Raw genomic sequence first — 12380 nt, forward strand, 5'->3', positions numbered from 1 at the left:
GTCGATTTGTCGCGTTCTACAGCTCGCTGCCCAACGTGTCGCAGGGCCGCTCCCGCAGCTCCTTGACGTAAGGGTCCGGCGCGCCCGCCCGCTCCGCCGCGTCCGCGATGATCCCCACGAACCGCGCCGACGGTAGCCCGCCCTCGTAGGCGTTGAGCACGTAGATCCAGGCCAGCTCCTCGCCGAACAGCGTCTGGACCCGCACGCTGATCTTCGTGTAGAGGCCGAGCTCGTGCCCCTCCCACGCGTCCAGGGCCTGCTCGTCGGACTCAGGCACGTCGTACAGGGCGACGAACACCTGCGACGTGTGATCCTCGACCACCGTGGCCAGGGCGCCGTCCCAGCCGATCTCCTCACCTCCGAACGTCAGGCGCCAGCCCTGGAGCCAGCCCGTGTCGCGCAACGGCGAATGCGGGGCGCGCAGGGCCATCTGCTCGGGATCCATGTTGGAGGCGTATGCCGCGTACAGAGCCACGGTGACCAAGCGTACCGGCCCATCCATCGACGACCTTAGGAAAGAATGGGCGTTGTGAGCACGCGTATCGTAATTCTGGGTGGAGGGCCGGGCGGCTACGAGGCCGCGCTGGTGGCGGCGCGTCTCGGCGCCGATGTGACCGTGGTCGAGAAGGACGGGCCGGGCGGCGCGAGCGTACTGTACGACTGCGTCCCGTCCAAAACGCTGATCGCCACCTCGGTGCGGATGTCCGTGCTGAGCGAGTCGGCGGCGCTGGGGGTGCGCTTCGACGGCGGCCCCGACGGCGAGGTCGGCGGCGTCACCGCCGACCTGTCGGTGATCAACAAACGGGTGAAGGACCTGGCCAGGGCCCAGTCCTTCGACGTCGCCGACCGCCTCGGCTACGAGGAGGTCAAGATCGTCCGTGGTGAGGGGCGGCTCGACGGGCCCCGCGCGGTGATCGTCGGCGAGCGCCGCATCGAGGCCGACGTGATCATCGTCGCGACCGGCGCGACCCCGCGCGTCCTGCCCGGCGCCGAGCCGGACGGTGAGCGGATCCTCACCTGGAGGCAACTGTACGACCTGCCGGAGCTTCCGGAAGAGTTGATCGTGGTCGGTTCCGGTGTGACGGGGGCGGAGTTCGCCGGGGCCTACCTCAGCCTGGGCTCGAAGGTGACCCTGGTCTCCTCACGTGACCGGATCCTGCCGTCCCAGGACGCCGAAGCGGCCTCCGTCCTGGAGGACGTCTACCGGCGGCGCGGCATGAACGTCATGGGCCGTTCGCGCGCGGGCGCGGTGGAGCGTTCCGGCGACGGCGTGGTCGTGACCTTGGAGGACGGCCGCAAGGTCCACGGCTCGCACTGCCTCATGACCGTCGGCATGGTGCCGAACACACGCGGCATCGGCCTGGAGGCGGCGGGCGTCAAGCTCGGCCGTGGCGGCTATGTCGAGACGGACAAGGTGTCCCGCACGTCGGTGCCGAACATCTACGCGGCGGGCGACTGCACGGGCATTCTCGCGCTCGCGTCCGTCGCCGCCATGCAGGGCCGGATCGCGGTGTGGCACGCGCTGGGCGAGGCCGTCCAGCCGTTGAAGCTCGGCTGGGTCAGCTCCAACATCTTCACGGACCCGGAGGTCGCCGCGGTCGGCGTCACCCAGGCCATGGTCGACAGCTGCGAGGTCGACGCCCGCACCGTCATGCTGCCGCTGAGCACGAACGCCCGCGCCAAGATGCAGGGCTTCGAGGACGGCTTCATCAAACTCTTCTGCCGCCGCTCCACCGGCATCGTCCTCGGCGGCGTCATCGTCGCCCCGCGCGCCTCCGAACTCGTCATGACCCTGGCCGTAGCCGTCCAACAACACCTCACCGTTGACCAGCTCGCCCACACCTTCACCGTCTACCCGTCCCTCACCGGCAGCATCCAGGAAGCCGCCAACCGCCTCACCGTAGACTCCGCCTACTGACCCACCCGGCCGCCGCGAGGCGGCATGAAGGAGCAAGCCCGCCGCACCGGGGAGGCGGGCTCACCCCCGTGTTCACAGGGACAGACGGTCTGCCTTGATCGACCGGATCATCGCGCCGATCCCGGCGCGCCGGAACATCAGGTGTCCCTTCTCGGTGTTCTTGCTGTCCCGCGCCGCGACCGCGCGGTCATCGACCGCGGCCACCTCCACACAGTCGCCGCCATTGGCGCCCGTGTACGACGAACGCCGCCACGTCACGGCCAGCTCCACACAGTTGCCGCCGTTGGCGCCCGTGTAGGACGAACGCCGCCACGTCAGGTCTTCCATTGCTCCACCATCTTCTTCAGGAGTTCGATCGATTCGTTCTGGGACAGGGCGTGCGCCCGGAAGACATCGAACCAGCGCCGCAGCCTCGCCGTCTCCCCGACGTCGTCGATGACTTCGCCGTTCAGCTGGTTGTCAACATAGGCGAGGTCGTTTCCCTCGTGGTTCGCGACCACGAATCCGCCGACGAAACCCGCGCACACCGATGTCGTGTGCGGCACCACCTGGAAGAAGATGTTGTCGCGCTCGACCATCTCCAGCACGTGCGCGAGCTGCGCGGCCATCACCTCGGGGCCGCCCACGTTGTTGCGCAGGGCGCTCTCGGAGACGAGGCCGACGAACAGCGGCGGCTCGTCGTCGTCCTCCCCGTCGCGGGTGAGGATCGCCTGCCGGGCCAGCCGCTCGGCCACCGCGTCCTCAAGGTCGACGGCCGCGTGGTTGGCCGCCCGCAGGACGGCCCGCGCGTACTCCTCCGTCTGGAGCAGACCGGGAATGAGCGACGGCTGAAAGGACCAGAAAGCCGACGACTTGCCTTCGATCTCGCGCCAGCGGCCGAACCACTCGACGGGCATCGCCACGTCCACGAGTTCGGCGAGAAGCCGGGCCAGGAATCCACCAGTACCCAACTCCCGCTCGATTTGCCCAATAATGTCCGGCTTGGGAATTCTGTAGGCTTTCTCCCAGGCTCGGACCAGGCTCTCCGACACATAGAGCGTCCGAGCGAGCGTCTCGATGCTGATGCCTCGCGCCTCGCGACCGCGCCGCATTTCCTTGGCAAGGAAAGCGCGCGGCGTCATGCGCTTGCCGCTCATAGTCACCACACTTCTCCGCACAGGGGGTCGGGGGGCTTGTCCAGGGGTGGCACACGTGATCCTCCTCCCAACATTAGTCCGCAACCCGGACCCCGGTGCAACTTCCCAAAACCTCACTGACCAGCGACCCAACCCCCACAAGGACAACAAACCCCATTTCCACCTCTCCCCCACAATCAGGACACAGAACCCCCCACCCCGCCGCGCCCCCTGTTCCCCACACCGCCACCAAGGCCACACACCCGGCCAAGCCACCCCCACCTTTGGCCGCATCCGGCCAAGGCCCCGCTGCAACCCCGCCACCCACCACCGAACTCGCATTAACAAAATCCGTTCACCCAGTGAACCGATAAGACAAAATCCCACCGGCCCCCGCCTCTGTGTATCTTCTGAACACCCAGCGAGGCGGCTGGAACCGCAGGCCAGGCGCCATTCTCGTGACCGACTTCAGGGCCGGAGCGCACTCGGGCGCTCAGCGCGATGAACTCGACATCTGTCGACGTGACGAAGAGGACAGTTTCACTGTGAAGTTCCGCCTCGGTGTGGCGCGTGTTGTCGCGCCGTTCGTTCTGATGGCGTTCGTGACGGCGGGGTGTTCCGGGGAGGCTGGCACTCCTGATCGGCGGGTGCCCGCCGACGCCGCGGACGACGCGGGGGTGACGCGGGAGCAGCCGTTCGCGGCGTTCCCGGACGGGGATCTGCGGGTGCTGGACGACGTGCGGCGCAAACTCATGCACACGTGCATGGTGGAATCCGGGTACCGGGAGTACGCGGCGGCCGATCCGGAATCCACGGAACGTGTGTCGCCCTCGCTCGTGCTGGACCGTGAACTGGTCGGCTGGGCCGGTGAGGCACACGCACGGGCGCGGGGATTCGGGTTGGACGTGCCCGCGACGCCGGTGACGGTACTGAGCGCCGACGTGAACCACGACACCGTTCTCGACACCTGCGTCCAAGGGGCGCAGACAAAGATCGGACCCGAGTTCCGGAAGGTCGAGCAGCGGGCCGTCGACCTCTTCAACGAACTGAACCAGGACTACGTGCGGGCCTTTGACACGAACCGGTTCAAGGAGCTGAATTCCCGGGTCGTCACCTGCCTGGCGGACGCGGGCTTCACGGTCGACGACGCGAAGCGGAAGGACTCCGGACTGCGACCCGAGGCATTCGGGATAAAGCCCGGAGGGCCGGAGGGCACGGAGCCGGAGAAAGGCAGGCCGAAGCCCGGCACGTTGCTCACGATCCCGGCGAGCCCCGCGCGCAGATATGTGCCGACCGACGGCGAGGCGGAACTCGCCGCCGCGGTCTTCCGCTGCCAGCGGAAGGACGGCGTCATCGGGGAACTGCGCGCGCTCGTCAACGACGCGCAGCGGGCCGCCTGGACCAAGCACGAGGACGAACTCGCGGAACTGAAGCCCGCGCTCGCGTCGCTGGCCAAGAAGGCAAGCCAACTGGTCTGAGGCGTGGGAACCGGAAAAATGGGGGCGACGGTGTCACGGCGTGGGCTCTTGGTCGCCTTGGGCACCGCCGTCGTCGGTGTGCTGATCGTGGTGACGGCCGTCCTGGTCGGCGTCCGGACCAGGTCGCCGGACGAGGCGGTGGCCGACGCGCGCCCGCCCCGCGCGTCGCCCGTCACGGTGGAGGTCGAACGGCGGGTGCTCACCGAACCCGTGGTGCTGCGGGCGCGGGTCGTCGCCGGGCGCAGCACCCCGCTGCGCCCCCCGGAGGCGGCGACGGGCGCGGACAGCGTGGTCACGTCCGTCCACGTGCGGCGCGGGCAGATCCTGCGCGAAGGGGACGTCGTCCTGGTGCGGTCTGGTGCGCCCATGTTCGCGTTGCGTCTGCCGTTCCCCCTTTATCGCGACATCACCTCCGGGATGAAGGGACCCGACGTGGTCGAACTCCAACGGGCGCTCGGCCGGACCGGCGCGGGCACGGTGACGTCCGGCGTGTTCGACGCGGCTACGCGGGAGGCCGTGCGCCGCTTCTACGCGGCACGCGGGTTCACCGCCCCCACCACGGCCACCCCGGACCCGTCTCTGTCCGCCGACGCGCAGCGCCGCAGGCCCTCCGTCGTCTTCGAACGGTCCGCCGTCCTCCGGGTGGATCGGAGCGGCAGGCGGGTCACCAGGGTCCTGGCCCGCGTCGGCACGATCCTCAAGGACGCCGACACCGCCGTCGCCGAACTCGACGCCGGACGTCCGAGGCTCGCCGCCGTCGCCGCCGCGGACCAGGTCAAACTCCTGTCCCGCGCGCAACCCGCCACGGTCGTCGACGACATCACCGGCACCAGAACGCGCGCCAGGATCGTGTCCGTCGGCGATCGGGTGGTGCGGAGCCCGTCCGGCGGGAACGGCTTCCTGGTGCGCCTCGCGTTCACCGGCGCGCCCCTCGCGCCCACCGAGGACAGAACGGTCCGCGTTGAGGTCGCGGTGGCCTCGACGCACGCCGAGGTGCTCGCCGTCCCGGTGACCGCGCTCTTCTCCCGCCCGGACGGCACCACGATCGTCACCGTCGTCCACGGCGGCAGACACACCGACGTCACGGTCCGCACCGGCGCCACGGCAGGCGGATGGACGGAGATCGCCCCGGTCGACGGCATCACCGAGGGCACGCCGCTGCTGGTGAGCGAGGGCGGCGGGTGACGCTGCTCGACCTGGCCGGGGTGGCCCGCACCTACAACGACGGACATCCCGTGTACGCGCTGCGGGCCACCACCCTCACGATCCCTGAAGGCTCCTACGTGACGATCAGTGGGCCGTCCGGCTCCGGGAAATCGACGCTGCTCAACGTGCTCGGTCTGCTGGACGCCCCCGACGAAGGCTCCTACCGGGTCCGGGGCGTCGAGATGGCGGGCGCGGACGAGGCGCTGCGCGGCGCGGTCCGCGGCCAGCTGTTCGGATTTGTGTTCCAGGCGTTCCATCTGCTGCCGGGCCGGACCGCGCGGGAGAACGTCGAGATCGGCATGGTGTACGGGCCGTCCCGGCGGCGGGAGCGGCGGACGCGCGCCGAGGAGGCCCTGGCGCGGATGGGGCTCGGCCATCGGCTCAACGCCGACCCGCGGGCCCTGTCCGGCGGCGAGCGCCAGCGGGTCGCGATCGCCAGGGCCGTCGCCGCGCGGCCTCGCGTCCTGTTCTGCGACGAGCCGACGGGCAGCCTCGACAGCGCGAACACGGCGAACGTCCTGACGTTGCTCCGTGAACTCAACAACGACGGGCTCACCGTGGTCGTCGTGACTCATGAGGCCGAGGTCGCGGCGGAAGGCGGCCTCCGGCTCCGGGTGGAAGACGGAATCGTGACGACCCACACCGAGGAAGCACGTGCCCACGGGTTCACGTAAGAGACGTCGCCGTGCGGACCTCACCACTCTGGGCCTCGTGGTGCCGCGCCTTCGCCTGGTGGACGTGCTCGCCGAGTCCGCGCTCTCCGTCGTCCGGCATCCGGGGCGTTCCCTGGTGACGGCGCTCGGCGCCGTGCTGGGCGCCGCGGCGTTCGTTTCGGTGCTCGGTCTGAGCTCAACGCTCGGCTCCCAGGTGTCCGACGCGTTCGACGCCCGCCGCGCCACGGAGGTCGTGGTCAACGCCGACGCGGACGGCCCGGCGACGGACGCCGCCTGGCAGGGCGGGCCCGCGCTCAAGCGGCTCACCCGCCTCAACGGTGTGACGGCGGCCGGAGCGCGGGTGCGCGTGCCCGGACAGGAGGTGCGGCGGGCGGCGGCCTTCACCGCGACGACGGTCACCGCGCCGGTCGTCGGGCTCGACCCGGCGTCCCTCGGCGTGGTGGGGCCGCGACTGGTGGCGGGGCGGGCGTTCGACCGCTTCCACGAGGACAACGCCGTGCCGGTGGTGATGCTGCCCCGGACCGTCGCGGACGCGCTCGGCATCGCCCGCACCGGCGTCGCCGTCTTCATCGCCGACCGCGCCTACACGGTGATCGGCGTCTTCGACGACGTCGCCCGCCAGCCCGACACCCTGACCGCCGTGGTGATGCCCTTCGCGACCGTCCAGCCGCTCGCCGAGGGCGACGTCTCCGATCAGGTCAAGCGGAGCGTGCTGGTGGAGACGTCGCCGGGCGCGGCGCGGCTCGTCGCGTCGCAGGCCCCCCTGGCGCTGCGCCCCGAGGGGCCGGACGGGCTCCAGGCGGTCGCGCCGGCGGACCCGCAGACGCTGCGGCGCGAGGTCGAGGGGGAGGTGACGCGGTTCGCGCTCCTGGTCAGCGGGGTGGCCCTCGTCATCGGGGCGGTCTCCATCGGCAACGCGGCGACGGCGGGGCTCGCGGTGCGGGTCTCGGAGATCGGGTTGCGGCGTGCCGTCGGGGGGCGTCCGGTGCACATCTTTGTGCAGCTCGTCGGGGAGACGACGGTGTTGGGCGGGTTCGGGGGTGTTCTGGGCGCGCTGCTGGGTGTGGTGACGACAGGTGCCGTCTCGCTCTACAACGGTTGGGTGCCCGTCCTCGATCTCCGGGTGGCGGTGCTGGCCTCGCTCGGGGGTGCGGCGGCGGGTCTGGCGGCCGGGTTCGTTCCGGCGCTGCGCGCCACGCGTCTCCAACCCGTGAACGCTCTTCACCGTTGATGTTCGCCGTACCGGGGGCGGGTGTGGCGGCGGTCAGAGGAGGGTGGTGGTGATCAGGGCGGCTAGGGGGAGGAGGACTGAGGTGAGGGCGGGGAGGGACCAGGTGGTGGTGGGGGTGGGGGGGTCGGGGGTGGGGGTGGGGGTGGGGGTGGGGGTGGGGGTGGGGGTGGGGCGGAGGGACTCTAGTTCGGTGGTGGCGAAGGTTACGGGGGTGCGGGCGGCTAGGGAGTCTTTGGGGGCCTTGGCGGCGGTGGCGGCTTTGCGTGGGGGGATTTGGACGGCCCAGGATTCGATGGAGCCGGTGGTGTGGGTGATGGTGAGGGCTCGGCCGGGGGTGAGGGAGTGGACGGCGGGCCAGGGGATTCGGGTGGTGCGGAAGGGGTTGGTTACGGTGATGGCGGTGGAGTCGGCTTGGACCTTGGGGCGGATGCCCAGGGTGTAGGCGAGGCCGCAGGTTGTCAGGAGGGCGAGGGCCGTCAGCAGGCCCGCCTTGGTGTGGCCGCGGAAGGCGATGTCCACGAGGTTGAGCGCGGCGAAGACGAGCCAGGCCCAGCCGACGATCCGGCCCGTGCGGAACGTGAACACCTTCATCTCACCAGGCTATGCCGCCCGTCCCCGGCCCGTGCGGAACGTGCGGGCCGGGGCGGGGTTCACGCCTTGGTGTAAGGCTGGCCGTCGGCGGCGGGGGCTCGGACGTGGCCGACCAGGCCGGCGACGGCGAAGATCGTCGCCAGGTAGGGGAGCATGCGGAGGAAGTCGGTGGGGACGGGGGTCTGCATGAGCTGGACGGCGTCGGAGAGGCCGCCGGCGAAGCCGAACAGGAGCGCGGCCCAGAGGGCGCCGACCGGGGACCAGCGGCCGAAGATCACGGCGGCCAGGGCGATGAAGCCCGCGCCCGCCGCCATGTTCTTGTTGAAGCTGATGTTCAGGCCAAGCGTCAGCCACACGCCGCCGAACCCGGCGAGGAGGCCGCCGACGAACATGTTGACGTACCGGGTCCTGATCACGTTGACGCCGACGGTGTCCGCGGCGGTCGGGTGCTCGCCGACGGCCCGGGTCCGCAGCCCCCACCGGGTGTGGAACAGCGTCACGTGCACCACGCCGATCAGCGCCACCGCCAGGTAGACGATGATGTTCTGCTGGAACAGCACGGGCCCGATCAAAGGCAGGTCCGCGAGGCCGGGAATCCGGATCGGCGCGAAGGCCATCGGCGTGTTGTACCGCGACGGGTCGGCCTGCATCACCCGCTCGTAGAAGAACCCCGTGAGCCCGGTGGCCAGCATCGTCAGCACAACACCCAGGACGACCTGCTCCACGAGGTACCGCTGGGCGAACACCGCGAGCAGCAGCCCGAAGAGCCCGCCTACGAGGACGCCCGCGACGGCACCCCACACGAGCGACCCTGACGTCGAGGCGACGAACGCCGCGAGGCAGGCGCCCAGGAGGAACTGTCCTTCGATAGCCACGTTGATCACACCGGACCGCTCGCCCAGCACCCCAGCGAGGGCGCCCAACACGAGCGGCACCGAAGCCAGCACCGTCGCCTCCAGCACGGACGCGAGGTTCAGGCTCTTGGCGGCGGCCGCCCAGGCGAGGAACGCCATGACAAAGCAGAACAGGTACCCACCGAGCAGGACCGCGTTCCACCGCCCCGGCAGCACCCGGAGAATCCGGATCACACCACACGAAGCGGCCAGCAGGCACAGCACGATCGCGACCGGCGCCGACGGGAACGTCAGGTCCGGCAGCCGCAGCCCGGACGCGCTCGACAGGTTCAGCGCGAACGTCGTGTCCGTCCCGGAGGTGCGCGGCCCGAGCCCGAACGCCCACAGCCCGTACAGCGCCACGACGACCATGGCGACGCCGCCGTAGAGCCGTCCCCGCCCCTTCTCGGGCGCGACCGGAGCGAGGTTCTCCGGCGGAAGCACAGTCGCGGTCATTATCCGTTCCACCCCTTCGAGGCGAGTGCGGCCTGGGCGGATTCGCCGCCGCGCAGCCGGAACAGGCCCCGGATCAGCGGCGGGGCGGCGACGAACAGGACGATGAGCGCCTGGATGACGCCGACGATCTCGATGGAGACCCCGGCCTGCGCCTGCATGGCGCGTCCGCCGGCCTGGAGGGCGCCGAACAGGAGGGCGGCGAAGACCGTACCGACGGGCGAGGCACGCCCGAGCAGGGCGACGGTGATCGCGGTGAAGCCAAGGCCGGCGTCCACCTGCGGGGTGAGCGCGTGCGAGGCGTTGGTGGTGCCGAGGACCTGGGTCGCGCCGACGACGCCCATCAGCCCGCCGGAGATCATCATGGCCATGATCTGGCTGCGGCCCACGCTCATGCCCGCCGTCCGGGCGGCCGCCGCGTTGGCGCCGACCGCGCGCAGCTCGAACCCGAGCGTCGAGCGAGACAGCAGCCACCAGCAGAACACCGTGGCCAGCGCGGCGAGCAACAGGCCCGAGTTGAGCCGTAGGCCGGAGCCCTCCGGCAGCCACGAAAGCAGGCGCGGCAACAGCGCGTCGTCTGACACCGACTTGGATATCGCGTCGTTGCGCGTGGGGTTCTTGAAGACGGAGGTGGTGAGCACCCAGGCGAGGAACGCGGCGGCGATGTGGTTGAGCATGATCGTCACGATCACCTCGTGCGCGCCCGTCCGCGCCTTGAGCAGGCCGACGAGCGCGCCGTACACCGCGCCGCCGAAGACACCCGCGAGGACGGCGGCCAGGACGGCGACGCCGGGCGGCCCGGTCATGGTGAAGCCGACGTAGTTGGCGCAGATCGCGCCGACGATCAGCTGGCCCTGGCCGCCGATGTTGAACAGGCCCGCCTTGAACGCGAGGCCGATGGCGAGGCCGCCGAGCAGCAGCGGGGTCGCCTCGGTGAGCGTCTCGCTGATCGGGCCGAGCGCCGTCGCCGCGTTCCAGGACCGCTCGGGGTTCCAGATCGCGCCGGTGAACAGCGCCTTGTAGGCGGTCCACACGGCGTCGCCGGAGGCGGAGAGCGCGTCTCCGGGGCGGGAGAAGAAGTAGCTGAAGGTGCCGCGCACGTCGGGGTCGGAGACGATGATGAGGATCGCGCCTACGGCCATCGCCAGCACGATCGACAGCAGCGTGACGAGCCAGCCCGCGCCGTAGACCATCTCGTCGATGATCCGGCGCCAGGGCGAGCGCTTGGCGGCCGTGGTGTCACTCATCGGCGGCGTCCTCGGCGTCCTCGGCGGAAGGGGCGGTGTCGTCGGGGTGGGCGCCCGCCATGAGCAGGCCGATCCGCTCGGCTGAGGTGTCCGGCGACACGATGGCCATGATCTTTCCTCGGTACATGACGGCGATCCGGTCGGCGAGCGCGAAGATCTCGTCGAGTTCGGTGGAGATCACCAGGACGGGCCTGCCCTGGTCCCGCTCCCGGACGATCCGCTTGTGGATGAACTCCATCGCGCCGACGTCGACACCGCGGGTCGGCTGGGAGACCAGCAGCATCCGCAGCGGCCGCGACATCTCGCGCGCCACGACGACCTTCTGCTGGTTGCCGCCCGAAAGGTGGGCGACGTTGGTGTCGATCGAGCCGGTCCTGATGTCGAACTCTTCGACCCGTTCGCGCGCGTTCCGGCGGACGGCCGCGATGTCGAGCCACCCGCGTTTGGAGAAAGGCGCCCGGTCGTAGAGGTCGAGGATGAGGTTCTCGGCGACGCTGGTGCCGCCGACGACGCCGTCGTGGGTGCGGTCCTCGGGCACAAAGCCGAGCCCGGCGCGCAGCCTGGCGCGCGGTGTCATACCGGTCAGCTCGGTGCCGTCGAGGGTGATGGACCCGTCGTCGGGCGTCAGGAGGCCGAGGACGGCCTGGGCCAGCTCGGTCTGGCCGTTGCCCTGGACCCCGGCGACGCCGAGGATCTCGCCGGGCCTGATGTCGAAGCTGAGCCCGTCCACGACGGCCTGGCCCGCCGCGTTGCGCACGGTCAGGTCACGGACGGAGAACGCGGGCGCCGCGCCCGTCTCCCGCACCGGGTCCTTCTCGACCCGCAGCCGCACCTCGCGGCCGACCATCAGGGACGCCAGCTCGCTCTCGGACGCCGAAGGCTCGGCCGTCCCGACGACCTTGCCGCGCCGGATCACGGTGATCCGGTCGGCGATCGCCTTGACTTCCTTCAACTTGTGCGTGATGAAGACGATGGCCGCGCCCGCCTCGCGCAGCCTGCGCATGACGGTGAACAGCTCCTCGGTCTCCTGCGGGGTGAGGACGGCGGTGGGCTCGTCCAGGATCAGGAAGCGGGCGTCGCGGGTGAGCGCCTTGATGATCTCGACCCGCTGCTGGACGCCGACCGGCAGGTCGCCGACGAGCGCGTCGGGGTCCACCGCGAGCCCGTACCGCTGGGAGATCTCCCGGACGTGCTCGCGCGCCGCCTTCTTGTCCAGAAGGACGCGGTTCTTGGTGCGCTCGTCGCCCAGCATGACGTTGTCGGCGACGGTGAAGACCGGCACGAGCATGAAGTGCTGGTGCACCATGCCGATCCCGGCGTTGATGGCCGAGCGCGGCCCGTCGAGCGCGAGGGGCGCGCCGTCCACCCGGATCTCGCCCTCGTCGGGTTGATACAACCCGTAAAGGATGTTCATCAGGGTGGATTTGCCCGCTCCGTTCTCGCCGAGCAGGCAGTGGATCTCCCCCGGCGTGATGACGAGGTCGATCGCGTCGTTGGCCACCAGGGAGCCGAAGCGTTTGGTGATGCCCCTGAGTTCAAGAGCCACCCTGGACACCTCTTCCGGAACTGAGGGG

At 70.5% G+C, this 12380-nt stretch carries 12 protein-coding genes; 5 read left to right on the forward strand and 7 right to left on the reverse strand.

Features of this window, described 5'->3' with window-relative positions:
- Positions 1-16 precede the first annotated feature (16 nt).
- Complete coding sequence (locus LO762_RS28520; protein ID WP_230619228.1) at positions 17-475, reverse strand: gamma-glutamylcyclotransferase; 459 nt, start codon at positions 473-475, stop codon at positions 17-19.
- 54 nt (positions 476-529) lie between these two features.
- On the opposite strand from LO762_RS28520, the gene LO762_RS28525 reads away from it, so the two are divergent.
- On the forward strand, positions 530-1918 hold the full coding sequence (locus LO762_RS28525; protein ID WP_230619229.1) for an NAD(P)H-quinone dehydrogenase: 1389 nt from the start codon (positions 530-532) through the stop codon (positions 1916-1918).
- 72 nt (positions 1919-1990) lie between these two features.
- Here the strand turns inward: LO762_RS28525 and LO762_RS28530 are convergent, their stop codons facing one another.
- Together LO762_RS28530 and LO762_RS28535 are read right to left on the reverse strand one after the other, a co-directional pair.
- Positions 1991-2245, reverse strand: coding sequence for a DUF397 domain-containing protein (locus LO762_RS28530; protein ID WP_230619230.1), 255 nt, complete (start codon positions 2243-2245; stop codon positions 1991-1993).
- Positions 2233-3054, reverse strand: coding sequence for a Scr1 family TA system antitoxin-like transcriptional regulator (locus LO762_RS28535; protein WP_230619231.1), 822 nt, complete (start codon positions 3052-3054; stop codon positions 2233-2235). The genes LO762_RS28530 and LO762_RS28535 overlap by 13 nt, the downstream gene beginning before the upstream one ends.
- Positions 3055-3578: 524 nt before the next feature.
- On the opposite strand from LO762_RS28535, the gene LO762_RS28540 reads away from it, so the two are divergent.
- From LO762_RS28540 to LO762_RS28555, 4 genes are read left to right on the forward strand one after another with little or no spacing between them, the layout of a single operon-like run.
- Positions 3579-4511: a hypothetical protein gene (locus LO762_RS28540; RefSeq protein ID WP_230619232.1), complete on the forward strand. Its 933-nt coding sequence runs from the start codon at positions 3579-3581 to the stop codon at positions 4509-4511.
- A 30-nt stretch (positions 4512-4541) separates the two neighbouring features.
- Complete coding sequence (locus LO762_RS28545; RefSeq protein ID WP_230619233.1) at positions 4542-5696, forward strand: peptidoglycan-binding protein; 1155 nt, start codon at positions 4542-4544, stop codon at positions 5694-5696.
- On the forward strand, positions 5693-6391 hold the full coding sequence (locus LO762_RS28550) for an ABC transporter ATP-binding protein (protein ID WP_230619234.1): 699 nt from the start codon (positions 5693-5695) through the stop codon (positions 6389-6391). Before LO762_RS28545 ends, LO762_RS28550 begins: the two co-directional genes overlap by 4 nt.
- Before the next feature lie 37 nt (positions 6392-6428).
- Positions 6429-7622 carry an ABC transporter permease gene (locus LO762_RS28555; protein ID WP_230619235.1) on the forward strand — a complete coding sequence of 398 codons (1194 nt, stop codon included), beginning with the start codon at positions 6429-6431 and terminating at the stop codon, positions 7620-7622.
- Between the two features lie 33 nt (positions 7623-7655).
- Here LO762_RS28555 and LO762_RS33235 read toward each other — a convergent pair whose 3' ends face one another.
- Genes LO762_RS33235 through LO762_RS28575 form a run of 4 tightly spaced genes read right to left on the reverse strand, consistent with a single transcriptional unit; the run spans position 7656 to position 12352 of the window.
- Positions 7656-8213 carry a PH domain-containing protein gene (locus LO762_RS33235; RefSeq protein WP_304523713.1) on the reverse strand — a complete coding sequence of 186 codons (558 nt, stop codon included), beginning with the start codon at positions 8211-8213 and terminating at the stop codon, positions 7656-7658.
- 59 nt (positions 8214-8272) lie between these two features.
- Positions 8273-9562, reverse strand: a complete 1290-nt coding sequence (locus LO762_RS28565) for an ABC transporter permease (RefSeq protein ID WP_230619236.1) — start codon at positions 9560-9562, stop codon at positions 8273-8275.
- Positions 9562-10806 (reverse strand): ABC transporter permease, encoded by a 1245-nt coding sequence (locus LO762_RS28570; protein WP_230619237.1) that lies wholly within the window; start codon positions 10804-10806, stop codon positions 9562-9564. Before LO762_RS28570 ends, LO762_RS28565 begins: the two co-directional genes overlap by 1 nt.
- A complete protein-coding gene (locus LO762_RS28575) occupies positions 10799-12352 on the reverse strand; it encodes an ABC transporter ATP-binding protein (protein WP_230619238.1) in 1554 nt (517 codons plus the stop codon). The genes LO762_RS28570 and LO762_RS28575 overlap by 8 nt, the downstream gene beginning before the upstream one ends.
- Positions 12353-12380: the final 28 nt, after the last annotated feature.

This window comes from Actinocorallia sp. API 0066 (assembly GCF_020991275.1).
Lineage (GTDB): Bacteria > Actinomycetota > Actinomycetes > Streptosporangiales > Streptosporangiaceae > Actinocorallia.